Below are 23,573 nucleotides of genomic sequence, written 5' to 3'. Positions count from 1 at the left end.
GGCGTCTCATTTTTTCCCGGGGTGATCTATGCGCGTCTTATTGGCACCGATGGAAGGTGTGCTTGATTCGCTGGTGCGCGAGCTGCTGACCGAGGTTAACGATTACGACCTGTGCATTACTGAGTTTTTGCGCGTAGTTGATCAACTGCTGCCAGTAAAATCGTTTCACAAAATCTGCCCGGAGTTACACCGGCAAAGCCGTACCCCTTCCGGAACCCTGGTGCGCGTGCAGTTACTCGGGCAGTATCCCGAGTGGCTGGCGGAAAATGCGGCAAGGGCGGTGGAGCTTGGCTCGTGGGGGGTTGACCTTAATTGTGGCTGCCCGTCAAAACTGGTCAACGGCAGCGGCGGCGGTGCGACCTTGTTGAAAGATCCCGAGCTGATTTACCGCGGCGCAAAAGCGATGCGCGATGCCGTGCCATCGCATCTGCCGGTGACGGTAAAAGTACGTCTCGGTTGGGATAGCGCCGCCCGGCAGTTCGAAATCGCTGACGCTGTCCAGCAGGCGGGGGCGACGGAACTGGCGGTACACGGGCGCACCAAAGAAGACGGTTATAAAGCGGAGTGCATCAACTGGCAGGCGATTGGCGAGATCCGCCAGCGTCTGTCAATTCCGGTTATTGCCAACGGTGAGATATGGGACTGGAAAAGTGCTCAGGCATGTATGGCGGCTACCGGTTGTGATGCGGTGATGATTGGCCGCGGTGCGCTGAATGTGCCAAACCTGAGCCGGGTGGTAAAATACAATGAACCGCGTATGCCGTGGCCTGATGTGGTGGCGCTGCTGGTGAAATATTCGCGTCTGGAAAAGCAAGGTGATACCGGTTTGTATCATGTGGCGCGTATTAAACAGTGGCTGGGTTATTTGCGTAAAGAATATAACGAAGCCAGTGATTTGTTCGCCGAAATTCGTAGCTATAAAACGTCAGAAGAGATAGCAGCGGCAATTTCGCGTGTTAAGCTGAATCCAGAATAATGTAATAATTATGCTGGCGCCGATATCCGCGTTAGCTGTATCACGTTTTTTCTTTATTCATAAAATAGCTGCTGGATTATTTAAAATCAGAGTGCTATTTCTGTTCGCACAACGTCAGGATTGTTACTGTTATACAGGCAAAACCTAAATTTACAGGGTTCGTTATGACGAATCCCGGATTTGGATTTTTTGTTTTTATTTGGTGTATTAATGGAACGACTAAAAGCCTAATGGGATAGGCTCTAATCTGCTCTTTTAATTAATATATTCATTTGTCACCGATAACGGTATCGTTCGATAGCTATTCAGTGGCCAGTAATATAATAATGGAATGCATATTATGGCACCTTTTACATTATCACTCCTTCTGGTTTTTATTTCCATCTGCGCCTTGCCCGCTGACGACCAGAGCGCCTGGCTGCGGTTTCGGCCTGCGAACGCGCCGCTGTATCCATCATCGCATCAGACGTTTTTTTGTTAACGCATCGCGCGAGCAAGATCACAATTTTAATCTCCCGGCATATTTTTCATCGTTGGGAAACTGGTAGAGTCGGCACCTGGATTGTTACTGCTTAGGCAGGCGAAACCTGATTGTCCGGCAACTGCCGGAGGTCAGGTTTTTTTGTTTCCGGGGCCGTAATGAAAATCGCCAAAATATTAAACAATAATGTTGTGGTAGTACTGGATGAGCAGCAGCGCGAACAGGTTGTTATGGGGCGGGGGCTGGCGTTCCAGAAACGCCCCGGCGACGAACTGGATGAGCGTTGTATTGAGAAAGTGTTTGCTCTGCAAAGCGATGAGCTGGTGTGCCGTCTCAGCGAACTGCTCAGCCAGATCCCGCTGGAAGTGATAACCGCCTGCGATCGCATAATCGAACTGGCCCGTAGCCAGCTCGGCAAGCTGCAGGACAGTCTCTACATTGCGCTGACCGACCACTGTTATTTTGCGCTTGAGCGGCAGAAAAAAGGCGTTGTAGTACGTAACGTATTGTTGTGGGAGATTAAGCATCTCTATCCGAAAGAGTTTGCGCTGGGCCAGCAGGCGCGGGAGATACTCGCTAAACGCCTCGATATTGAGTTGCCGGAAGATGAAGCCGGGTTTATCGCCCTGCATCTGGTGACGGCGCAACTGAACAGCGAAATGCCGGAAGTGATGCATATCACCCAGGTGATGCAGGAAATTTTGCACATCGTGAAGTATCAGTTGACGCTGGAATACGATGAAGAGTCGCTGAGCTATCATCGCTTTGTGACGCATCTGAAATTTTTCTCGCAGCGTTTGCTGAACCGTACGGTGGTGGCGGATGACGATCTCTCCCTGCATCAGGCGGTGAAAGAGAATTATCGGCTGGCATGGCAGTGCGCGGAAAAAGTTGCTCGCCATCTGGTCAGCCGCTATCAGCGTCAGCTAACGAACGAAGAAATTATGTTCCTCGCCATTCATATTGAACGGGTGAGAAAAGAAACGCGTTAAAACAAGCTACAAAAGGATTGTTACTGCATTGTGCAGGCAAAACCTGAGACCGGCTCCGCGAGGCGCTGGCTCAGGTTTTTTTTTACTCAGTCACCGCCTTCGGGCGACAGATGCAAGGGAATTCAACATGGAATATCAAGCGTTGGCGAAAGCGATCCTCAGCCACGTTGGTGGGAAGGAGAATATCAGCAGCCTGGTACACTGTGCGACCCGGTTGCGTTTCAAACTCAAAAACATCCAGCAAGCGGATGCCGAAGGATTAAAAACCAACCCCGGCGTGATTATGGTGGTAGAGAGCGGCGGCCAGTTTCAGGTTGTGATTGGCAACCATGTGAACGCAGTATGGCAAGCCGTGCGCCAGGAGGCAGGATTAACGGACGAAACGCCAATGGCGGCAGCAGAAGATAAAGGCAATCTGCTGGGGCGATTGATTGATATTGTTTCCGGCATTTTTACCCCGTTTATCGGCGTTCTTGCCGCATCCGGGATCCTCAAAGGGCTGCTGGCTCTGGCGATTGTCTGTGGCTGGCTCACAACCGACAGCGGCACTTATAAAATCTGGTTTGCTGCCAGCGATGCGCTCTTTTTCTTCTTACCGCTGGTGCTGGGTTATACCGCTGGGAAAAAATTCGGCGGCAGTCCTTTTGTCACCATGGTGATTGGCGGCGCGCTGACGCACCCGTTGATGATAGCAGCCTTCAATGCCAGCCAGGCTGATGGTGCGGCCAGCGAATCTTTCCTCGGCATTCCTGTGACGTTCCTTAATTACAGCGGTTCCGTCATCCCGATTATTCTTGCCGCCTGGGTCAGTTGCTGGCTGGAAAAACAGGGCAATCGTTTCCTGCATGCGGCGGTAAAAAACTTCTTTGCGCCGCTAATCAGCATCGCCATCACCGTCCCGTTAACCTTCCTGATCATTGGCCCAGTCGCGACCTGGCTGAGCCAGATGCTGGCGCATGGCTATCAGACCATCTATACGCTGGCACCCTGGCTTGCGGGGGCGTCTCTGGGCGCGCTATGGCAGGTCTGCGTGATCTTTGGTCTGCACTGGGGGCTGGTACCGTTGATGATCAACAACCTTGCTGTCTTTGGGCAGGACTCCATGTTGCCAATCCTGCTACCCGCGGTGTTCGGTCAGGTTGGCGCAACGCTAGGTATCTTTCTGCGTACCCGCGATGTGCGCCAGAAGATGCTGGCGGGTTCATCCATCGCTGCCGGGATTTTCGGCATCACCGAACCGGCCGTGTACGGTTTAACGCTGCCGCTGCGCCGTCCGTTTATCTTTGGTTGCGTGGCAGGAGCCATCGGCGGAGGCATTGTTGGCTTTAGCGGTAGCCATGTCTATTCCTTTGGTTTCGCCAACATCTTTACGTTGGCTCAGATGATCCCACCGGGCGGCATCGATGCAACGTTGTGGGGCGGTATTATCGGTAGCATTGTGGCGCTGCTCTTATCCAGCGTGCTGACTTTTTTTGCCGGACTGCCAAAAGTTTCGGTTGCCGCAGAGCCGGGCGGCGCGGCAACGTCTGCGGAGAACGTGGTTCTGGCGCCAATGAGCGGTACGGTTCTGGCGCTGGATCAAGTAGCGGATGCCACCTTCGCCAGCGGTTTGCTGGGGCAAGGTGTGGCGATCATTCCACAGGACGGTCGCGTAGTGGCACCGTTTTCCGGGGAAGTGGCATCGCTGTTTGCCACCAAACATGCGATCGGACTGCTCAGCAATAACGGTGTTGAAGTGTTGATTCACGTCGGTATTGACACCGTCAAGCTGGGAAGTGGGCTCTTTAGCGCCCATGTTCAGGTGGGTGACAAAGTGAATGTGGGCGATCTGCTACTGGAGTTCGATCGCGCAGCGATCCTTGCTGCCGGCTACGATCTCGCTACGCCGATTATTATCAGTAACAGCGACAGTATTGGTAGTGTGCGTACTGTGGCTGAAACCTCAGTACAGGCCGGAATGCCGTTGCTTGCAGTCGTCGGTTAATCAAAGGAGAAAATAATGAAAGCATTTCCGAAATCGTTCTTGTGGGGCGGCGCGATTGCTGCGAACCAGGTTGAAGGCGCGTATCTGGAAGGTGGAAAAGGCCTTTCAACGTCGGATGTCCAGCCAAAAGGGGTGTTTGGCGACGTGGTTGAACGCGTGGCAGGAGACAGTGCGCTGAAAGATGTCGCCATCGATTTTTACCACCGCTACCCGGAAGATATCGCGCTGTTTACGGAGATGGGGTTTAGCTGCCTGCGCGTGTCGATTGCCTGGACGCGTATTTTCCCGAACGGTGATGAAGCCACGCCGAATGAAGCGGGCCTTGCCTACTACGACAAGCTGTTTGATGAACTGGCAAAGTACGGCATTACGCCGCTGGTCACCTTATCCCACTATGAGATGCCGTGGGGGCTGGTGAAACAGTATGGTGGCTGGGGCAGCCGTCAGACCATTGGTTTCTTCGAACGTTATGCGCGTACCGTGTTCAGTCGCTACAAGGCGAAGGTGAAATTGTGGTTGACTTTCAACGAGATAAATATGTCATTGCACGCGCCGATGACCGGTGTCGGGTTGCCGGAGAATAGCAGTAAAGAGGCGGTTTATCAGGCGATTCACCATCAACTGGTGGCCAGCGCGCTGGCCGTGAAGGCATGCCATGAGATTATCCCGGATGGCAAGATCGGCAATATGCTGCTGGGTGGGCTGATGTATCCGTTGACCTGCAAGCCGGAGGATGTGCTCGAAGCGTTGCAAGAGAACCGTAGCTGGCAGCTTTTTGGCGATGTGCAGTGCCGTGGCGCATATCCTGGCTATATGTTGCGCTATTTCCGTGATAACGGTATTCGCATTGAGATCACCGCTGCCGATCGCGAAGCGCTGGCATCCACCGTCGATTTTATTTCGTTCAGCTACTACATGACTGGCTGCGTGACCACCGATAAAGCGCTGAATCAGCAGGCGCGCGGCAATATTCTCAGCATGGTGCAAAACCCGCATCTGGCCAGCTCAGAGTGGGGCTGGCAGATCGATCCGGTTGGCCTGCGTACCCTGCTGAATATGCTGTGGGATCGCTGGCAAAAACCGCTGTTTATCGTTGAGAACGGTCTGGGTGCGAAGGACAAGGTGGAAGCCGATGGCAGCATCAACGACGACTACCGCATTGCTTATCTCAACAACCATCTGGTGCAGGTGCGCGAAGCGATTGACGACGGTGTCGAGGTGATGGGTTACACAAGCTGGGGGCCAATTGACTTGGTCAGCGCATCGAAAGCCGAGATCTCCAAGCGTTACGGCTTTATCTATGTGGATCGTGATGATAACGGCAATGGCACGCTGGCGCGTAGCCGCAAGAAGAGTTTTTACTGGTATCGTGATGTCATTGCCAGCAACGGCACAATTCTGAAGTAATGCAAACAGGCCCGCTGACGAGCCCGTTTGTTATCCGATCAGATGGCGGATAAACGCTTTCAGCCACATCACCGCCGGGTCACTGCTGTGACGCTGGTGCCACAGTAGCGCCACTTCGACCGGTTCTGCATCCAGCGGCAGCGGGCTTGCCAGTAAGCTGCGTGTTCTCTGCCACTCCGTTGCCAGTCCGGCGGGTACGGTCGCCAGTGCTGGCATCGTTTCCAGCAGACCTGGCAGGGCGGCAAAATGCGGAGTGGTGTAATGCACACGGCGTTGATGGCCGGTTTTTGCCAGCAGCGTATCAAAATGGCTGCTGGTTGCCTCACGGTAACTAACCATCAAATGGGGATGAGCGGCAAACGTGTCGACATCCAGCGGCGCGCTGAGCGTCAGTTGCTGCGGGTGCCAGAGCGTGACAAATGACATGGTGGTCAGCACTTCACGTTCAAGCCAGCGCGGCCCGGCGGTGGCAACGCTGATCGCCATATCCATTTCGCCACCTTCGAGCCGCGTGGCATCGCTGAAAGGATCGCTGGCTACCACGTTCAGACGCATGCCGGGAGCCGCCTGCTGAAGCGCCGGTATAAGACGCGGCATCAGCCACATTTCTACCCAGTCGGCCATACCGAGCGTCAGCGTGATGTTCACGGTTTTCACATCAAACGCCGCTTGCTGAAACAGCGCGCTCTGCAACTGTTCCAGCAGCGGCAGCAACTCGCTGTGCAGCTCTTCCGCACGGGCTGTGGGTTGCATGCGATGGCCGCTGCGGATAAACAGCGGATCGTCAAACAGCGTGCGCAAACGCGACAGCACACCGCTCACTGCGGGCTGCCCCAGATGTAGCTTATCCGCCGCAGCGGAGACGCTCTGTTCACGAAACAGTACGGCAAAGGCGATCAGCAGGTTCAGATCGATTTTGCGAAAATCATTCTCTTTGATAGTCATTATCACTCCAATCAATTGGTGCGATAGTAGCGCTGGCGGGATACTGTTGCAACGAAAACAACAGGAGAAAGTGATGAAACATTATCCTCTGCTAATGGCGCTGGTGGGCGCAACGATGATCTTCAGCGCCCACGCAGCGCAACCACCCAGTACGCATCAAGCGCAGGCGCCGGGATATTACCGGATGGCGATGGGCGACTGGCAAATCACCGCCGTTTCCGACGGCACGGTCGCCGTGCCGTTTGACAAGCTGCTCACTCATATTTCCCCGGCAACGCTGCAATCGCAGATGGCGAAAGCCAACCTGGCAGTTCACGCCGAAACGTCAATCAACGCCTTTGTCATTAATACCGGTAAACAGTTGATTCTGGTCGATACGGGAGCCGGGCCGCTGTTTGGTGATGCGGGCGGGCATCTTCCGGATAACTTGCGGGCGGCGGGCATCGATCCAGATGCGATTGATACGGTGTTGCTGACTCACATTCATGCCGATCACTCTGGCGGCGTGCAGCGCGACAGCAAGCCGGTGTTTCGCAATGCCACGGTTCGGGTCGATCAGCGCGACGTGGATTTCTGGCTCAACCCGGCACATCTGAAAGAGGTTGAAGAGAGCCAGCGTTACACCTTTGCTGAATCCGAACGCTCGCTGCGCCCGGTGATCGATGCCGGTAAACTCAGTACGTTCCACGCACCGACGGAAATCATTCCCGGCATTGACGCAGTACCTGCGCCAGGGCATACGCCGGGTAGTGTGATCTATCGGGTTACCCACGGCGGTAAGACATTGATGTTGTGGGGCGATATTATCCATGCGCATCCGGTGCAGCTACCGGATCCTGGCGTGGCGATCCATTTTGATGTCAACCAGCAGCAGGCCGTTGCCACACGCCAGAAAGTACTGGCACAGGTTGCCCGCGAAGGAGACTGGATAGCCGCCGCGCATATTGCGTTCCCTGGCATTGGCAAAGTGATAAAAGCCGATAAAGGCTACCGCTGGGTGCCGATTAACTACAGCGCGCAGGGGAATTAATCTGACGGATAGCGCTGCACTTCAGGTTGGCTGAAGTGCAGCCGCCACCCGCTCAGCATTAAAAAATCATCTTAAACACACCTGTCACCACCAGCAGACCAATCAGAAAGATAATCAGGATCACCCAAAGTAAAATTTTCAACATTTTTAACGCCCTCCATACATGTGGAAGTACAAAGCGTAGATAATCTGCTGCATTTTTGCCTTTTTTCTATACTTAATGGTTTGCAATCACCGGAGGGCGAACAATGTCTGTTACCCATGTTGCAGTGGTCACTGCCGCAGATTCCGGTATCGGCAAGCAATGCGCGCTGATGCTGGCAGAGCAGGGTTTTGATATTGGTATTACCTGGCATTCAGATGAAAAGGGCGCACAAGATACGGCACGGCAGGTGCAAGCTTTCGGGCGAAGGGCCGAAACCATCCAGCTCGATCTTAGCCAGTTGCCGGAAGGCGTGCAGGCGATACAAACGCTGATTTCCCGTTTCGGACGCATCGATGTACTGGTCAATAATGCTGGCGCGATGAGCAAAGCGCCTTTCCTGGAGGTGACGTTCGAAGACTGGCGCAGCATTTTTACCGTCGATGTTGACGGCGCGTTTCTCTGCTCGCAAATTGCGGCGCGGCAAATGGTAGCGCAGGGGCAGGGCGGACGCATCATTAACATCACCTCGGTGCATGAATATACGCCGCTGCCGGAGGCAAGTGCCTATACCGCTGCGAAACATGCGCTGGGCGGATTAACTCAGTCGATGGCGCTGGAGCTGGTTGATCACAACATTCTCGTCAATGCGGTTGCGCCCGGCGCGATAGCCACGCCGATGAATAACATGCGCGATGATGATGCGAAACCCGGTTCGATGCCAAATATTCCGCTGGCCCGGCCCGGCACCACCAAAGAGATAGCCAGCATGGTGGCCTGGCTCTGTTCAGAGCACGCCAGTTATACCACCGGGCAGTCGTTTATTATCGACGGCGGATTTATGCTTGCTAACCCGCAGTTCAAACCTAAAGCTTAATCCTGCTTTGTGCTGTTCTGGCGCTTCTTACGGCGGTGCCGGAACCACCAGCGCAGACAAACCACCAGCGCAATAGCGATAACCAGCCAAATCCAGCGTTTTACATGCTGATCGAACTGATGCAGCCACGGGCCAATCACTTCCCCGCCAACGTAGCCCAGCGTGGTGAACAGTAACGCCCAGACGATCGCGCCAAGAATATTCAGCGGCAGAAAAATTTTCGGACGCAGATGGCTGGTGCCAATCAGCAATGGGCCCACGATGCGAAAGCCATACATAAAGCGCGAACCAATCACAAACAGGTAAGGATGGCGGCGAATCAGCGTTTGCGCCTGATGGATTTTGTCGCGATGGCGTGAGAAGCGGCGCAGTATTTTCATGCCGTAACGGCGGCCGAGCAGATAGAGCAGTTGGTCGCCAAACATGCCGCCCAGCGCCACAGAGATAACCACCAGCGGGAAGTGTAATAATCCCTGATGCGCTGCAACTCCGCCAAGCAGCGTAATGGTCTCACCTTCAGCAATACTGCCAATAACCAGCGCGGCATAGCCATACTGGCTAATCAGTTCATTGATATCCATTAAAAAGAAGCCCTCCCGGTAAAACGCTTATAAGCATACACCCGACTGAAGGTTCTTGCCGGAAGGATATTTTGTGCTACAGCGCTATTTTTACTTCTGTACAAAAAATAATCACAATAGTGAATTATACTTGCAGTGTCGTTGTTCGGGCTGTCAGAAGGGGGCGTTATGAACCATGTCTGGGGACTGTTTTCCCATCCCGATCGTGAAATGAAGGTGATCAAAAGCGAAGACGAGACGGTTTCGCATCACTACACTCACCATGTGCTGTTTATGGCGGCAGTACCGGTTATTTGTGCGTTTATTGGTACCACACAAATCGGCTGGAACTTCGGTGAGGAGAATGTTGTCAGGCTGTCGCTGTTTACTGGCTTCTACATGGCGGTACTGTTTTATGCGCTGATGCTGGCGGGAGTGGCCGTGATGGGCCGCGTCATCTGGTGGATGGCACGAGGCTACCCGCAGCGCCCCGGGCTTGCGCGCTGTATGGTGTTTGCCGGTTATGTCGCAACACCGCTGTTCCTGAGCGGTATTGTGGCGCTCTATCCGCTGGTATGGCTATGCGCGTTGGTGGGTACCGCCGCACTGTTCTATACCGGTTACCTGCTCTATGTTGGTATTCCGACCTTCCTCAATATCAATAAAGAAGAGGGGCTGAGCTTCTCCAGTTCCACGCTGGCGATTGGTGTGCTGGTGCTGGAAGTGCTGCTGGCACTGACGGTTATCCTCTGGGGCTACGGCTACCGCCTGTTTTGATAAAATGCATTGCTGGCGCAAATGCCAGCAATGCAATCTTCAGCAATGATTCTTCTGTGGCGACAACCCTGTATGGCGGCTATTATGCGCAGGCTAGCCTCATTATTTTCCTGATTAATGAAAGCGGTGTGCGTAATAACGTGCGTGAATAATTTTCAGAAGTCTCACCATGCAGAAATTTCGAGTCCCTTTATTAAGCCTGGCTTTATTGCTGGCTGCGCCCGTGGCGCCGTTTGCTGTTGCGAAAACTACTGCTGCAACCACTGCCGCACAACCTGAAATCGCCTCAGGTAGCGCGATGATTGTCGATCTGCAAACCAATCAGGTGATCTACTCCAGTCACCCGGATCTGGTGCGTCCTATCGCCTCCATTACCAAGTTGATGACCGCGATGGTGGTGCTGGATGCTCATTTGCCGCTGGATGAGAAACTCAAAGTTGATATCAGCCAGACGCCGGAAATGAAAGGGATATACTCCCGCGTACGTCTGAACAGCGAGATCAGCCGTAAAAATATGCTGCTGCTGGCGCTGATGTCGTCGGAAAACCGCGCTGCCGCCAGCCTTGCGCACCACTATCCGGGCGGTTACAACGCGTTTATCGCCGCGATGAATGCCAAAGCCAAAGCGCTGGGCATGACCAATACGCATTATGTTGAACCGACCGGGCTGTCGATTCACAACGTTTCTACCGCACGCGATCTGACTAAACTGCTGATTGCCACCAAACAGTATCCGCTGATTGGGCAACTGAGCACCACGCGCGAAGAGATGGCAACTTTCAGCAATCCGGCCTATACGCTGCCGTTTCGCAATACCAACCATCTGGTCTACCGCGATAACTGGAATATTCAGTTAACCAAAACCGGCTTTACCAATGCGGCAGGGCACTGTCTGGTGATGCGTACGGTGATTAATAACAAGCCGGTGGCGCTGGTGGTAATGGATGCATTCGGCAAATTTACGCACTTTGCCGATGCCAGCCGTTTACGTACCTGGATTGAAACCGGGAAAGCACAGCCGGTTCCGGCGTCGGCGCTGAGTTATAAGCGCCAGAAAGCGGCGCAGATGACGCAGAATAACAGTTCAGCGGGCGAGCAAACCGCGCAGAACGATTAATTACTCCGGCAGCGTCCAGTCACCATCGTTGAGTGGACGCTGCATAATCAGCGTATCTCGCCAGTCCCCTTTCTTGTAGCCGACGCTACGCAGTTGCCCGACAATCTCAAAGCCGTACTTTTTATGCAGCCGCAGGGAGCCGGAATTATTATTGCCGTCGCCAACCACCGCAATCAGTTGCCGCCACGGCCCCTCTTCACAGCGTGCAATCAGGGCACTCATCAGCGTTGAACCGATCCCGCGACCAGTCATGCTGGCATCGACGTAAATCGACTCTTCCAGCGTATAGCGATAAGCCTGACGCGGGCGATAGAAACCGGCGTAGCAGTAGCCAACGATAATGCCGTGATACAGTGCCACCATCCACGGCAGGCCATCGCCGGCGATTTTGCTCATGCGGACACGCATTTCATCAATCGTCGGGGGGACTTCTTCGAAGGAGGCGCGACCGTGTAGCACATGCCAGGCATACAGCGATGCAATGGCGTGCACATCGTCAGGTGTGGCGTCGCGCACCACGACAGCAGGGCCGGAGAGAATATCGACAGCAGACATGGAAAGGTGTGCTCCTTCGAAACGGGGAGCCAGAGAAACGTTTCTCTGGCGTTTTTTGTTACTCTATTACGAAAGGAGCACACAATACAGTCTGTCTAATGGCTATTTTATCGCCGCTTTAGCGTGATTATCTGCTGTTGACTCTTCTTGCCAGAATTTACGCTTGGTGGTTTTTCCGATACCGGGATTCATGCTGTTTGTCGGATCATTTTCCCGATAAAACTGTTTTAGCGTTTCTGCGGCTTCATACAGGTGGCCCACGTTATGTTCCGCAGGGTATTGCGCGCCACGCTGGCGCAGCAGTTCAAGCATTTGCTCTTTCAGTGCATGGGCGTCGACGCCTTTTTTGACGATGTAATCCTGGTGGAAAACATGGCACATAAAATGGCCATAGTAGAGTTTGTGCACCAGTTGGTTGTCGATTTCCGGCGGCAGATGTTCAAACCACTCGCTATCGTTGCGCCTGAGAGCGATATCGAGAGCCAGAATATCTTCTACTTCGTCGGCATGTACCGCCTGATAGCGGATCGCCGCACCGGCGGCGGCAAAGCGGTGTAAAAAGGCTTTGCTCCCTTCCTCCGGCGTACAGACGAAAAAGCCGCCTTCAGCACTGGCAAAATAGTTCGTCAGCCAGTTTTGCGCTTCCGCAATGCCGTCGCCGGACATCTTCAACAACAGATGATGCTCATACTTATCGCGCCATGTTTTCATTCGCGGTGGCAGGTGCGACGGAAAAATGGCGCTGATTTTTTGCAGTGAACGGTCAATAAAGTGTGGCTTGAACAGCGGCGCTTTATCCAGCAGCGCTTCTGTGCGTCCCTTCAGGGTAAAGAACAGCGGCATTTTGTCAGTGCCGAGCTTATCGATCATCAGGAACGTGTCTTTCCCGTAGCGTTCGGCAATGTCGTAAATATCGCGGTGCATATATTCGCCCGCTACTGGCAGGTGGGCGAAATTCGCCAGAATGTGGCGGCGGATCTCCGTTAATACGGCGGTCTGATTGGTGCCGATATAGAACACCTGCTGCTGTTTTTCCGCCGGGAAAGTATCCAGACGCACAGCAAAAACCGCGAGTTTGCCCGCACAGCCGGAGGATTCAAATAGCCGATCTGGATCGGCATTGTAGCGCGCCGGGGTATCGGCTTCGACATCGCGCACGCGGGTAATGTAATCATTATCATGGCCGTGACGCTGATCGTGTCGCACGTTATCCGCTTTGATGTTTTCGTCATCTAACGCGTTGAGGATCTGCTCCGGTGTTTCCCCCAAATCAATGCCCAGATGGTTAACCAACTGCAATTTGCCCTGCTCATCGATACGGGCGAACAGCGACATCTCTGTATAGGCCGGGCCACGTTGCACCAGTGAACCACCGGAGTTATTGCAGATCCCGCCAATCACCGAGGCGCCAATGCAGGAGGAGCCAATCACCGAGTGCGGCTCGCGGCCCAGCGGTTTAAGCGCCTTTTCCAGCGAGTAGAGCGTGGTACCAGGATACGCCAGCACCTGCTCACCGTTATCCAGCAGATGCAACTTGTCGAGCCTCAGGGTGCTGATAATCACAATATCGCGGTCATAATCATTGCCGCTGGGCGTTGAGCCTTCGGTCAGGCCCGTATTTGCCGCCTGCATCAGGATGATTTTATCAGCGCTGACGCAAGCAAGTAGCACGCGCCACAGCTCCACTAAGGTTCCGGGAAACACAACCGCCAGCGCATCGCCGTGGCCGGAGCGAAAGCCTTTACGGTAGCGGGCGGTTTTGGCGGGATCGGTCAGCAGGTGAGACGCGCCGACCAGTCGTTTCAGCTCGTGTAAAAATGTGTGGTTCTCGTTTGACGTTGCGAATGACATATTCCACTCCTGTGGTGAGTCAGCATTTTTGTGCCTGTAATAGTAGTCCCGCTAAACCTGACGAGGGAGCGAATTCGCAGAAAAATCAGAGTTCAACTCTGCAAGACATGCCAGGATTATGGCACACTGCGTTTTTTTCGCGGTTCGTTCCGTGGTTATGGGTGAAATACAAGAGAGTAAATACGACATGAAATGGCTATGTTCTGTAGGTGTCGCGATGAGCCTCGCGCTGCAACCCGCGCTGGCTGAGGAGTTGATTGGCAACCATCCGCTGACGCCGGAAGCAAGGGATGCATTTGTCACTGAGTTGCTCAAAAAGATGACGGTTGATGAAAAAATTGGCCAGTTACGTCTTATCAGTGTTGGCCCGGATAACCCGAAGGAAGCTATCCGCGAGATGATCAAAAAGAGCCAGGTGGGGGCGATTTTTAACACCGTCACCCGTCCGGATATCCGCGAGATGCAGGATCAGGCGATGCAGCTTAGCCGCCTGAAAATTCCTCTCTTTTTCGCCTACGATGTGATTCACGGCCAGCGTACCGTCTTCCCGATTAGCCTTGGCCTGGCCTCCAGTTTTAACCTTGATGCGGTGCGCACGGTGGGGCGCATTTCTGCCTGGGAAGCTGCCGATGATGGCCTGAATATGACCTGGGCGCCGATGGTGGACGTTTCCCGCGATCCACGCTGGGGCCGCGTGTCGGAGGGGTTTGGCGAAGACACCTTCCTGACCTCTGAAATGGGGCGCACGATGGTAGAAGCGATGCAGGGCAAAAGCCCGGCGGATCGCTACTCTGTGATGACCAGCGTTAAACACTTTGCCGCTTATGGCGCGGTGGAAGGCGGTAAAGAGTACAACACCGTCGATATGAGCCCGCAGCGTCTGTTTAACGACTATATGCCGCCGTACAAAGCAGCGCTTGATGCCGGTAGCGGCGGCGTGATGGTGGCGCTTAACTCGCTAAACGGTACGCCCGCTTCGTCGGATTCCTGGCTGTTAAAAGATCTGCTGCGTGATCAGTGGCACTTCAAAGGTATCACCATTTCCGATCACGGTGCGATCAAAGAGCTTATCAAACATGGCACGGCCGCCGATCCGGAAGATGCGGTGCGTGTGGCGCTGAAGTCCGGCATCAACATGAGCATGAGCGACGAGTACTACAGCAAGTATCTGCCGGGGCTGCTGAAATCCGGCAAGGTGACGATGGCGGAGCTGGACGATGCCACGCGCCATGTGCTGAACGTGAAGTACGACATGGGCTTATTTAACGATCCTTACAGCCATCTCGGCCCGAAAGAGAGCGACCCGAAAGATACCAATGCGGAAAGCCGTCTGCATCGCAAAGAAGCGCGTGAAGTGGCGCGCGAAAGTATGGTGCTGCTGAAAAACCGCCTTGAGACACTGCCACTGAAAAAAACCGACACCGTGGCGGTAGTTGGGCCGCTGGCCGACAGTAAACGCGACTCGATGGGAAGCTGGTCTGCGGCGGGTGTGGCCGATCAGTCCGTTACCGTGCTGACCGGCATTCGCAATGCGCTGGCCGATAAAGGCGAGGTGCTGTACGCCAAAGGGGCGAACATCACTAACGACAAAGACATCGTTAACTTCCTCAATCTGTATGAACCGGCGGTAGTGGTGGATCCTCGTTCGCCGAAAGAGATGATTGATGAAGCGGTGGCGGCGGCGAAGAAATCCGACGTAGTGGTTGCGGTGGTGGGTGAAGCGCAGGGGATGGCGCACGAAGCTTCCAGCCGTACCGATATAACCATTCCACAAAGCCAGCGCGATCTGATTGCCGCGCTGAAAGCGACCGGTAAACCGCTGGTACTGGTGCTGATGAATGGTCGTCCGCTGGCGCTGGTGAAAGAGGATCAGCAGGCTGATGCGATCCTCGAAACTTGGTTCGCCGGGACGGAGGGCGGTAATGCCATCGCCGATATTCTGTTTGGTGATTACAACCCGTCCGGTAAGCTGCCGATGTCTTTCCCGCGCTCGGTGGGACAGATCCCGGTTTACTACAGCCACCTGAATACCGGCCGTCCGTACAATGCCGATAAGCCGAATAAATACACTTCCCGTTACTTTGATGAAGCGAACGGTCCGCTCTATCCGTTCGGTTACGGTCTTAGCTACACCACTTTCAAAGTCTCTGACGTGAAAATGTCCGCGCCGTCGATGACCAGCACCGGCAAACTGACCGCCAGCGTGGAGGTGACCAACACCGGTAAGCGCGCGGGTGAAACAGTGATCCAGATGTATTTGCAGGATGTCACTGCGTCGATGAGCCGTCCGGTGAAACAACTGCGTGGCTTTGACAAGGTGAACCTGCAACCCGGCGAAACCAAAACCGTTAGCTTCCCGATCGATGTGAATGCGCTGAAGTTCTGGAACCAGCAGATGAAATATGCTGCGGAGCCAGGCAAATTCAACGTCTTTATCGGTGTTGATTCTGCTCGCGTCAATCAGGGCGAGTTTGAACTGCGCTGATCTCTCCCAGGCCGGGTAACCGGCCTGATTTTTTCCGCTATACCTTATTCGTTTATCGTTTAGGGCTTTCACGCGACAAAGCCGCTATTTTTCGGCTACGCTTTTTTCTCAACCTGCTGAAAAAGGCGGCAAAAAATGAGGGAAATAGAATGACAATCACCCATAAGATTGCGTGCTCACTGCTGCTGGTGGCTGCCACGAGCCTGCCGTTGCAGGCAGCGGAACCGGTGAAAGTGGGATCTAAAATAGATACCGAAGGTGCGCTGCTGGGCAATATCATCTTGCAGGTACTGGAAAATCATGGCGTAAAAACAGTCAATAAAGTGCAGCTTGGCACCACGCCGGTGGTGCGCGGGGCGATTACCTCTGGCGAGCTGGATATTTACCCCGAATACACCGGCAACGGCGCATTTTTCTTTAAAGATGAAAACGACCCTGCATGGAAAAACGCGCAGCAGGGGTATGAGAAAGTGAAAAAACTCGATGCCGAACAGAATAAGCTGGTCTGGCTGACGCCCGCTCCGGCGAATAACACATGGACTATTGCCGTGCGCCAGGATCTGGCACAGAAAAATAAGCTCACATCTTTAGCCGATCTGAGCCGTTACTTGAAAGAGGGCGGCGAATTCAAACTGGCGGCATCGGCGGAGTTTATCGAACGCACCGATGCGTTACCGGCTTTTGAGAAAGCGTACGGCTTTACACTGAAACAGGATCAACTGCTGTCACTGGCTGGCGGCGATACGGCAGTGACCATTAAAGCTGCCGCGCAACAAACCTCTGGCGTAAATGCTGCGATGGCCTACGGCACGGATGGCCCGGTGGCGGCGCTTGGGCTGCAAACGCTGAGCGATCCGAAAGGTGTGCAACCGATCTATGCGCCCACGCCGGTGGTGCGTGAAGCGGTGTTAAAAGCGTATCCACAACTGGATACGTGGCTGAAACCGGTCTTCACCAGCCTGGATGAAAAAACGCTGCAAAAACTGAACGCCAGCATTGCCGTTGAAGGGCTGGATGCGAAAAAAGTGGCAGCCGATTACCTGAAAGAAAAAGGGCTGGTGAAATAAGCGCTGTTATGGAGGATTCGCGACGTTGTCATAATCGTGTGCTGCTGCTATTGATGGTAGCCGGGCTGCTGGCAGCCTGGCTACCGTTTGTTAACTATGCACCAAACCGGCTGGTATCGGGCGAAGGTCGCGCGTTGTGGCAACTGTTTCCGGCGTTCTGGCTGCTGGCACCTTGTCTACTGTTGATACTCAGTTTTGTGCCAGGGCGCGTTGCGCAAATCGTTACGTTGGTGCTGGCCGAAGCGCTGTTCTGCCTTTTGGTGTGGAGTGCGGGCAGGGCGGCGACGGAGCTGGCGCAGTCTGGCAGTGCGCTGGCGCGAACATCGCCGGGAAGCGGGCTGTGGTTGTGGCTGGCGTTGGCGTTGCTGGTTTGTAGCGACGCTATTCGCCGCCTTGCCAGCCATCCTGTCTGGCGCTGGCTGCTCAATGCGCAAATCTGGTGTCTGCCGCTGCTCTTACTGCTCAGGGGTGAGTTGGATGATCTCTCGTTGTTGCATGAATACCGCAACCGCCAGGAGGTGTTCAATGATGCGCTGGTGCAGCATCTGACCCTGCTCTTCGGTACGCTCATTCCCGCGCTGGTGGTGGGGTTTGCCCTCGGTTTATGGTGCTACCGTCATCCGACGCGCCAGGGGCCGGTTTTTACGGTGCTCAATATCATCCAGACCATTCCTTCCGTCGGGCTGTTCGGCCTGCTGATCGCGCCGCTGGCCGGGCTGGTGCTGCACTTCCCGGTATTGAGCCGTTTCGGCATTGCCGGAACCGGCATGACGCCTGCGCTGATCGCCCTTATTTTGTATGCCCTGTTGCCGCTGGTTCGCGGCGTGGTCGCCGGGCTTAACCAGGTTCCGCAGGAAGTGCTGGAGAGTGCCGAGGCGATGGGAATGAGTGCACGCCAGCGTTTCTGGCAGGTACGCATGCCGCTGGCGCTGCCGCTGCTGCTACGCAGTTTGCGCGTCGTGGCGGTACAGACGGTCGGCATGGCGGTGATCGCGGCACTGATCGGTGCCGGAGGCTTCGGCTCGCTGGTCTTCCAGGGGCTACTGAGCAGTGCGCTGGATTTGGTGTTGCTTGGCGTGATCCCGGTTATTGCGCTGGCTGTCGTCGTGGATGCGCTGTTTGGCTTAAGCCTCGCGCTGCTGAAGGTAAGACAACATGATTGAATTTAAAAATGTCAGCAAAACCTTTGCCGGACAGCAGGCTGTCAGTCATCTCGATCTGCATGTCAAAACGGGGGCTTTTTCGGTACTGATTGGCACCTCTGGTTCCGGAAAATCGACCACACTAAAGATGATCAACCGGCTGATAGAACATGATGATGGCGCGATTTATTTTGCCGGTGAGGATATTCGTCAGCTTCCTGTACTGGAGCTACGCCGCCGCATGGGGTATGCCATCCAGTCGATTGGGTTGTTCCCGCACTGGACGGTGGCGCAGAACATCGCCACCGTGCTGCAACTGCAAAAGTGGTCACACGGGCAGCGCGACGCGCGCGTGGATGAACTGATGGCGATGCTGGGACTGGATGTTTCGCTGCGCGACCGTTTCCCTCATCAGCTTTCCGGCGGGCAACAGCAGCGGGTCGGAGTCGCTCGCGCGCTGGCGGCCGATCCAGAAGTGCTGTTGATGGATGAACCTTTCGGTGCGCTGGATCCGGTCACCCGCGCGGCATTGCAGCAAGAGATGGTGCGCATTCACCGTCTGCTTGGGCGCACCATTGTACTGGTGACTCACGATATCGATGAGGCGTTACAACTGGCGGATCACCTGGTGTTGATGGATAAGGGTAAAGTGGTGCAGCAAGGGACACCGCTGGCGTTGCTGACCGCGCCGCACAACGATTTTGTCCGTGAATTTTTCGGCCGTAGCGAACTGGGCGTGCGCCTGCTGTCGCTGCGCCAGGTGAAAGGCTATCTGCGCCGTGAACCGGTTTATGAAGGGGAACCACTGCGGGCGGAGATGACGCTGCGCGAAGCGTTGTCGGCGTTTGTCGCCCAACAGTGCGAGATCCTGCCGGTGCATGATGACAGCGGTCAGCCCTGCGGCAGTCTGCATTTCCGTGATTTATTGCGCGTGGAGGACAGTGGTGAGGCTTCTGCGTGATCCACTGCTATGGTTGATCGCGCTGTTTGTGGCGTTATTGCTGTGGCTGCCGCACAGCGCTGCGTTGTTCAGCGCGCTGTTTCCACAACTGCCGCGCCCGGTCTACCAGCAGGAGAGCTTTGTATCATTGGCTGCGGCGCATTTTGCGCTGGTGGGTATTTCCAGCGCAATTGCCATTGTGCTGGGCATCGGTGTCGGCATTGCGGTGACCCGTCCAGCCGGGCGCGAGTTTCGTCCGCTGGCGGAAACCATTGCTGCCGTCGGGCAAACTTTTCCGCCAGTGGCGGTGCTGGCGATTGCCGTGCCGGTCATGGGGTTTGGTAAAGAGCCGGCGGTGATTGCGCTGGTGTTATACGGGATTTTGCCGATTTTACAGGGCACGCTGGCCGGGATCGCCGCCGTGCCAGAGAGCGTACAAAGCGTGGCGCAGGGCATGGGGATGAGCGCGTGGCAGCGTCTGGTGAAAGTGGAGCTACCGCTGGCTGCGCCGGTGATCATTGCGGGTGTGCGTACCTCGGTGATCATCAATATTGGTACGGCGACGATTGCCTCAACGGTGGGCGCGAGCACGCTCGGTACGCCGATTATCATCGGGTTGAGCGGTTTTAATACGGCTTATGTTATTCAGGGGGCAATTCTGGTGGCGCTGGCCGCGATTATTGTCGACCGGGCATTTGAGCGGTTGACGCGCTGGCTTAGCCAGCACCGCCACGCACAATAAACGAATAACCTGCGAGCATCACACCGCTGATGCCGCCGATAGCCATCAGCAGAAAAATCGCGATGACGATAATTTTACCAGCCTTCATATGTCGTTCCTTTTGTTAAGGCAAGTAGTATAAAGGGAGCCGGGTTGTTGATAAAACATTAAATACCGAGAAGCGCAACGCGGTGGCCGTTTTCCTGCCATGCCAGCAACTGATGCAGTTGTGCTGTTGTCGGGCTTTCTCCGCACCACACCAGCAGCGTCTGGCCATCAAACATCTCGGGGCGCAAATGGCTGAGCGAATGTGCCAGCACGTCTACCCGCCAGCCTTGCTGGCTGGCGATCCAGCCTTCCAGCCATAAACGGGGGGTGTCGTGAATATTCCAGCCGATCACCAGCGCGTCCTGGCCGCTCTTTTTGCGTGCCAGTGCCAGAGAGCCGGAAATATGGCTAATCAATATGCCATCAAGCAGGCTGAGCATAGCTTGCAGTGCGGGCTGCGGGTTCTGTAGGCGGTGGCGTAAAGGCATAATCAGGTTGCTGGTCAGCGTGCTGGCCGGGTAGTCGCGTTCGTGCTCTTTGATCCACTGGTGCAACTGCTGCTGATTACCCTGTTGCAGATAGCGCAGCGCGGTCTCTTGCTGTTCCCGCCAGGCGTCGCGAACCTCTTCAGGTTCGCTGGAAAGCAGGTTTTGCACTTTGCTGACCTGAACGCCATTACTGATCCAGCTTTTGATTTCCCGAATGCGGTCGATATCTGATTCGGTAAAGAGTCGGTGGCCGCCATCCGTGCGTTGGGGTTTCAATAACCCGTAACGTCGCTGCCAGGCTCGCAGCGTGACGGGATTGACATCGCATAACAACGCCACTTCACCAATTGTGTAAAGCGCCATAGTTTCACCTTTGCTTACTGGCTCCCACTTTAACTGTAGCCTCTGGTGGTCACGTGAAGAGAAATCGGCAAAAAATTGCCTGGACGGCAGGCAAAAGGTGAATTCTCTGGTAAGACTTTGTGATACAGAGCACGATTTGCTATTTCTTTGCAGCGCTTCAAAGAAACGCACGGCAACTCCATGTATGTTACGCGCTTTAGTTGATGTGGTATTTGTCGGTATGTACGAATTCAATCTGGTGCTGTTGCTGCTACAACAGATGTGCGTGTTTCTGGTTATCGCCTGGTTGATGAGTAAGACGCGCCTGTTTATCCCACTGATGCAGGTTACTGTCCGTCTGCCGCACAAATTATTGTGCTACGTCACCTTCTCTATTTTCTGCATTCTTGGCACCTATTTCGGGTTGCATATCGAAGACTCTATTGCGAATACCCGGGCGATTGGCGCGGTAATGGGCGGCTTGCTCGGCGGCCCGCTGGTTGGCGGTCTGGTCGGGCTGACCGGTGGCCTGCACCGTTACTCGATGGGCGGCATGACGGCGCTGAGCTGTATGATCTCCACCATTGTCGAAGGGTTGCTGGGCGGCCTTGTCCATAGTGCATTGATTAAGCGCGGCCGCACCGATCTGGTCTTTAGCCCGTTCACCGCCGGGGCAATCACTTGTGTGGCGGAGTTGACGCAGATGCTGATTATTCTGCTGATTGCCCGGCCATTCGACAGCGCCCTGCATCTGGTGCAGAGCATTGCCGCGCCGATGATGGTCACCAATACCGTCGGCGCTGCACTGTTTATGCGTATCCTGCTGGATAAACGCGCCATGTTCGAGAAGTACACCTCGGCGTTTTCCGCTACGGCGTTGAAAGTGGCTGCTTCCACTGAGGGGATTTTGCGCCAGGGTTTCAACGAAGAGAACAGCATGAAGGTGGCGCAGGTGCTTTATCAAGAGTTGGAGATTGGCGCGGTGGCTATTACCGATCGCGACAAGCTGCTGGCTTTTACCGGCATTGGCGACGATCATCACTTACCGGGGCGACCGATCTCCTCGATCTGGACGCAGCGTGCCATCGAAACCGGCGAAGTAGTGTACGCCGACGGCAATGAAGTGCCGTATCGCTGCTCGTTGCATCCGCATTGTAAGTTAGGCTCAACATTAGTTATTCCGCTACGCGGCGAAAACCAGCGTGTAGTGGGTACCATCAAGCTATACGAGGCAAAAAACCGCCTGTTCAGCTCCATCAACCGCACGTTGGGCGAAGGGATTGCACAACTGTTGTCGGCGCAAATTCTCGCCGGGCAGTACGAACGGCAGAAGGCGCTGCTGACGCAGTCAGAAATTAAGTTACTGCATGCGCAGGTGAACCCGCATTTCCTGTTCAATGCGCTGAATACGTTAAAAGCGGTGATCCGCCGCGACAGTGACCAGGCCGGGTTGCTGGTGCAATACCTCTCGACCTTCTTTCGCAAAAACTTAAAACGCCCGTCAGAGATCGTCACGCTGGCAGATGAAATTGAACATGTGAATGCCTACCTGCAAATCGAAAAAGCGCGCTTCCAGTCGCGGTTGCAGGTGCAGTTACACGTGCCAGAGGCGCTGTCGCATTTGCAACTACCGGCATTTACGCTGCAACCGATTGTCGAGAATGCCATTAAGCATGGCACATCACAGTTGCTCGGCGTCGGCGAGATTTCCATCAACGCCAGCCTGGATGGGGATCATCTGCTACTGGCAGTGGAAGATAATGCGGGTCTGTATCAACCGAAAGATGATGCCAGCGGGCTGGGGATGAGCCTGGTGGATAAGCGGTTGCGCGCCCGCTTCGGTAACGACTGCGGTATCAGCATTGCCTGCGAACCGGATCTGTTTACCCGCATTACGTTAAGACTCCCGCTGGAGGAACAGGCATGTTAAAAGTGCTGATTGTTGATGATGAACCGCTGGCCCGGGAAAACCTGCGTATTCTGCTTCAGGAAGAGAGCGATATAGAGATTGTTGGCGAGTGTGGCAACGCCATTGAAGCGATTGGTGCAGTGCACAAGCTGCACCCCGATGTACTGTTTCTTGATATTCAGATGCCGCGCATCAGCGGGCTGGAGATGGTCGGCATGCTTGATCCTGGCAATCGCCCTTATGTGGTGTTTCTTACCGCCTTTGATGAGTATGCGGTGCAGGCGTTTGAGGAACATGCGTTCGATTACCTGCTTAAACCTATTGAGGCACGTCGTCTGGATAAGACGTTGACGCGCCTGCGCCAGGAGCGCGGCGTGCAGGATATGTCGGTGCTGCCGGAGAACCAGGAGGCGCTGAAATTTATTCCCTGTACCGGGCACAGTCGCATCTGGCTTCTGCAGATGGATGAGGTGGCGTTTGTCAGCAGTCGGATGAGCGGCGTTTATGTCACCAGCCAGGAGGGCAAAGAGGGTTTTACCGAGTTGACGTTGCGTACGCTGGAGAGCCGCACGCCGCTGGTTCGCTGTCATCGCCAGTATCTGGTGAATATGGCGCACCTGAAAGAGATTCGCCTTGAAGATAACGGCCAGGCGGAGCTATTGCTACGCGACGGGCTGACGGTGCCGGTCAGCCGCCGCTATCTGAAGAATTTAAAAGAGGCGCTGGGGTTGTAAATT

At 54.7% G+C, this 23,573-nt stretch carries 22 protein-coding genes; 15 read left to right on the top strand and 7 right to left on the bottom strand.

The features are described from left to right. The first annotated feature begins 28 nt into the window (after positions 1-28). The 4 genes from dusC (at position 29) to GA0061070_RS04045 (ending at position 5,840) form a co-directional block, all read left to right on the top strand. Positions 29-976 (top strand): tRNA dihydrouridine(16) synthase DusC, encoded by a 948-nt coding sequence (dusC, locus tag GA0061070_RS04060; RefSeq protein WP_090133864.1) that lies wholly within the window; start codon positions 29-31, stop codon positions 974-976. 639 nt (positions 977-1,615) lie between these two features. After that, positions 1,616-2,449 (top strand): transcriptional antiterminator BglG, encoded by an 834-nt coding sequence (gene bglG / locus GA0061070_RS04055; protein WP_090133861.1) that lies wholly within the window; start codon positions 1,616-1,618, stop codon positions 2,447-2,449. A gap of 127 nt (positions 2,450-2,576) precedes the next feature. Continuing rightward, positions 2,577-4,433 (top strand): PTS beta-glucoside transporter subunit IIABC, encoded by a 1,857-nt coding sequence (bglF, locus tag GA0061070_RS04050; RefSeq protein ID WP_090133859.1) that lies wholly within the window; start codon positions 2,577-2,579, stop codon positions 4,431-4,433. Positions 4,434-4,448: 15 nt separating this feature from the next. Next, positions 4,449-5,840 carry a glycoside hydrolase family 1 protein gene (locus GA0061070_RS04045; RefSeq protein WP_090133858.1) on the top strand — a complete coding sequence of 464 codons (1,392 nt, stop codon included), beginning with the start codon at positions 4,449-4,451 and terminating at the stop codon, positions 5,838-5,840. A 30-nt stretch (positions 5,841-5,870) separates the two neighbouring features. Here the strand turns inward: GA0061070_RS04045 and GA0061070_RS04040 are convergent, their stop codons facing one another. Beyond that, positions 5,871-6,785, bottom strand: coding sequence for a LysR family transcriptional regulator (locus GA0061070_RS04040; RefSeq protein ID WP_090133856.1), 915 nt, complete (start codon positions 6,783-6,785; stop codon positions 5,871-5,873). 73 nt (positions 6,786-6,858) lie between these two features. On the opposite strand from GA0061070_RS04040, the gene GA0061070_RS04035 reads away from it, so the two are divergent. Continuing rightward, positions 6,859-7,815, top strand: a complete 957-nt coding sequence (locus GA0061070_RS04035; protein WP_090133854.1) for an MBL fold metallo-hydrolase — start codon at positions 6,859-6,861, stop codon at positions 7,813-7,815. A gap of 58 nt (positions 7,816-7,873) precedes the next feature. Here GA0061070_RS04035 and yohP read toward each other — a convergent pair whose 3' ends face one another. Further along, positions 7,874-7,957 (bottom strand): small membrane protein YohP, encoded by an 84-nt coding sequence (gene yohP / locus GA0061070_RS26125; RefSeq protein ID WP_015572324.1) that lies wholly within the window; start codon positions 7,955-7,957, stop codon positions 7,874-7,876. Between the two features lie 106 nt (positions 7,958-8,063). On the opposite strand from yohP, the gene GA0061070_RS04025 reads away from it, so the two are divergent. Beyond that, on the top strand, positions 8,064-8,834 hold the full coding sequence (locus GA0061070_RS04025; RefSeq protein ID WP_090133852.1) for an SDR family oxidoreductase: 771 nt from the start codon (positions 8,064-8,066) through the stop codon (positions 8,832-8,834). On the opposite strand, the gene GA0061070_RS04020 is transcribed toward GA0061070_RS04025, so the two are convergent. Then, positions 8,831-9,415, bottom strand: a complete 585-nt coding sequence (locus GA0061070_RS04020; protein ID WP_090133850.1) for a DedA family protein — start codon at positions 9,413-9,415, stop codon at positions 8,831-8,833. The genes GA0061070_RS04025 and GA0061070_RS04020 overlap by 4 nt on opposite strands. 168 nt (positions 9,416-9,583) lie before the next feature. Here GA0061070_RS04020 and GA0061070_RS04015 point away from each other — a divergent pair, with 168 nt between their 5' ends. Together GA0061070_RS04015 and pbpG are read left to right on the top strand one after the other, a co-directional pair. After that, positions 9,584-10,171, top strand: coding sequence for a Yip1 family protein (locus GA0061070_RS04015; RefSeq protein WP_090133848.1), 588 nt, complete (start codon positions 9,584-9,586; stop codon positions 10,169-10,171). Between the two features lie 169 nt (positions 10,172-10,340). After that, entirely contained in the window at positions 10,341-11,288 is a 948-nt protein-coding gene (gene pbpG / locus GA0061070_RS04010; protein ID WP_090133846.1) for a D-alanyl-D-alanine endopeptidase, read from the top strand. Here the strand turns inward: pbpG and GA0061070_RS04005 are convergent, their stop codons facing one another. Together GA0061070_RS04005 and dld are read right to left on the bottom strand one after the other, a co-directional pair. Then, positions 11,289-11,843 carry a GNAT family N-acetyltransferase gene (locus GA0061070_RS04005; RefSeq protein ID WP_090133844.1) on the bottom strand — a complete coding sequence of 185 codons (555 nt, stop codon included), beginning with the start codon at positions 11,841-11,843 and terminating at the stop codon, positions 11,289-11,291. A 102-nt stretch (positions 11,844-11,945) separates the two neighbouring features. Beyond that, a complete protein-coding gene (gene dld, locus GA0061070_RS04000; protein WP_090133843.1) occupies positions 11,946-13,694 on the bottom strand; it encodes a D-lactate dehydrogenase in 1,749 nt (582 codons plus the stop codon). A 187-nt stretch (positions 13,695-13,881) separates the two neighbouring features. Here dld and bglX point away from each other — a divergent pair, with 187 nt between their 5' ends. From bglX to GA0061070_RS03975, 5 genes are all read left to right on the top strand, one after another. Next, the gene (gene bglX, locus GA0061070_RS03995) at positions 13,882-16,179 is read left to right on the top strand and encodes a beta-glucosidase BglX (RefSeq protein WP_090133908.1); all 2,298 of its coding nucleotides are present in this window, start codon (positions 13,882-13,884) and stop codon (positions 16,177-16,179) included. Between the two features lie 149 nt (positions 16,180-16,328). Then, entirely contained in the window at positions 16,329-17,246 is a 918-nt protein-coding gene (gene osmF / locus GA0061070_RS03990; protein ID WP_090133841.1) for a glycine betaine ABC transporter substrate-binding protein OsmF, read from the top strand. Between the two features lie 8 nt (positions 17,247-17,254). After that, positions 17,255-18,409 (top strand): ABC transporter permease, encoded by a 1,155-nt coding sequence (locus GA0061070_RS03985; protein WP_090133839.1) that lies wholly within the window; start codon positions 17,255-17,257, stop codon positions 18,407-18,409. Further along, positions 18,402-19,349, top strand: a complete 948-nt coding sequence (locus tag GA0061070_RS03980; protein ID WP_090133838.1) for an ABC transporter ATP-binding protein — start codon at positions 18,402-18,404, stop codon at positions 19,347-19,349. Before GA0061070_RS03985 ends, GA0061070_RS03980 begins: the two co-directional genes overlap by 8 nt. Beyond that, positions 19,333-20,070, top strand: coding sequence for an ABC transporter permease (locus GA0061070_RS03975; protein WP_090133836.1), 738 nt, complete (start codon positions 19,333-19,335; stop codon positions 20,068-20,070). The genes GA0061070_RS03980 and GA0061070_RS03975 overlap by 17 nt, the downstream gene beginning before the upstream one ends. On the opposite strand, the gene GA0061070_RS03970 is transcribed toward GA0061070_RS03975, so the two are convergent. Next, complete coding sequence (locus GA0061070_RS03970) at positions 20,045-20,158, bottom strand: protein YohO (RefSeq protein ID WP_090133835.1); 114 nt, start codon at positions 20,156-20,158, stop codon at positions 20,045-20,047. The two genes, GA0061070_RS03975 and GA0061070_RS03970, sit on opposite strands and share 26 nt — an antisense overlap. Before the next feature lie 58 nt (positions 20,159-20,216). Beyond that, a complete protein-coding gene (gene mlrA, locus GA0061070_RS03965; protein ID WP_090133833.1) occupies positions 20,217-20,948 on the bottom strand; it encodes an HTH-type transcriptional regulator MlrA in 732 nt (243 codons plus the stop codon). 220 nt (positions 20,949-21,168) lie between these two features. On the opposite strand from mlrA, the gene GA0061070_RS03960 reads away from it, so the two are divergent. Continuing rightward, a complete protein-coding gene (locus GA0061070_RS03960; RefSeq protein WP_090133906.1) occupies positions 21,169-22,857 on the top strand; it encodes a sensor histidine kinase in 1,689 nt (562 codons plus the stop codon). Then, positions 22,851-23,570 carry a two-component system response regulator BtsR gene (gene btsR, locus GA0061070_RS03955; RefSeq protein WP_090133830.1) on the top strand — a complete coding sequence of 240 codons (720 nt, stop codon included), beginning with the start codon at positions 22,851-22,853 and terminating at the stop codon, positions 23,568-23,570. The genes GA0061070_RS03960 and btsR overlap by 7 nt, the downstream gene beginning before the upstream one ends. Positions 23,571-23,573 lie beyond the last annotated feature (3 nt).

Origin of the sequence: Kosakonia oryziphila, from assembly GCF_900094795.1 — a bacterium.
GTDB lineage: Bacteria > Pseudomonadota > Gammaproteobacteria > Enterobacterales > Enterobacteriaceae > Kosakonia > Kosakonia oryziphila.
This window is presented reverse-complemented; position numbering and strand designations above follow the sequence as displayed.

Excerpts from the sequence above, each read along its gene's own strand:
- btsR (WP_090133830.1), top strand. The coding sequence starts at position 22,851 with ATGTTAAAAGTGCTGATTGTTGATGATGAACCGCTGGCCCGGGAAAAC.
- GA0061070_RS04025 (WP_090133852.1), top strand. The coding sequence starts at position 8,064 with ATGTCTGTTACCCATGTTGCAGTGGTCACTGCCGCAGATTCCGGTATC.
- GA0061070_RS04035 (WP_090133854.1), top strand. The coding sequence starts at position 6,859 with ATGAAACATTATCCTCTGCTAATGGCGCTGGTGGGCGCAACGATGATC.
- bglX (WP_090133908.1), top strand. The coding sequence starts at position 13,882 with ATGAAATGGCTATGTTCTGTAGGTGTCGCGATGAGCCTCGCGCTGCAA.
- pbpG (WP_090133846.1), top strand. The coding sequence starts at position 10,341 with ATGCAGAAATTTCGAGTCCCTTTATTAAGCCTGGCTTTATTGCTGGCT.
- GA0061070_RS03960 (WP_090133906.1), top strand. The coding sequence starts at position 21,169 with ATGTACGAATTCAATCTGGTGCTGTTGCTGCTACAACAGATGTGCGTG.
- GA0061070_RS04015 (WP_090133848.1), top strand. The coding sequence starts at position 9,584 with ATGAACCATGTCTGGGGACTGTTTTCCCATCCCGATCGTGAAATGAAG.
- dld (WP_090133843.1), bottom strand. The coding sequence starts at position 13,694 with ATGTCATTCGCAACGTCAAACGAGAACCACACATTTTTACACGAGCTG.
- GA0061070_RS04040 (WP_090133856.1), bottom strand. The coding sequence starts at position 6,785 with ATGACTATCAAAGAGAATGATTTTCGCAAAATCGATCTGAACCTGCTG.
- GA0061070_RS03980 (WP_090133838.1), top strand. The coding sequence starts at position 18,402 with ATGATTGAATTTAAAAATGTCAGCAAAACCTTTGCCGGACAGCAGGCT.
- bglF (WP_090133859.1), top strand. The coding sequence starts at position 2,577 with ATGGAATATCAAGCGTTGGCGAAAGCGATCCTCAGCCACGTTGGTGGG.
- GA0061070_RS03985 (WP_090133839.1), top strand. The coding sequence starts at position 17,255 with ATGGAGGATTCGCGACGTTGTCATAATCGTGTGCTGCTGCTATTGATG.
- bglG (WP_090133861.1), top strand. The coding sequence starts at position 1,616 with ATGAAAATCGCCAAAATATTAAACAATAATGTTGTGGTAGTACTGGAT.
- osmF (WP_090133841.1), top strand. The coding sequence starts at position 16,329 with ATGACAATCACCCATAAGATTGCGTGCTCACTGCTGCTGGTGGCTGCC.
- dusC (WP_090133864.1), top strand. The coding sequence starts at position 29 with ATGCGCGTCTTATTGGCACCGATGGAAGGTGTGCTTGATTCGCTGGTG.
- mlrA (WP_090133833.1), bottom strand. The coding sequence starts at position 20,948 with ATGGCGCTTTACACAATTGGTGAAGTGGCGTTGTTATGCGATGTCAAT.
- GA0061070_RS04020 (WP_090133850.1), bottom strand. The coding sequence starts at position 9,415 with ATGGATATCAATGAACTGATTAGCCAGTATGGCTATGCCGCGCTGGTT.
- GA0061070_RS04005 (WP_090133844.1), bottom strand. The coding sequence starts at position 11,843 with ATGTCTGCTGTCGATATTCTCTCCGGCCCTGCTGTCGTGGTGCGCGAC.
- GA0061070_RS04045 (WP_090133858.1), top strand. The coding sequence starts at position 4,449 with ATGAAAGCATTTCCGAAATCGTTCTTGTGGGGCGGCGCGATTGCTGCG.
- GA0061070_RS03970 (WP_090133835.1), bottom strand. The coding sequence starts at position 20,158 with ATGAAGGCTGGTAAAATTATCGTCATCGCGATTTTTCTGCTGATGGCT.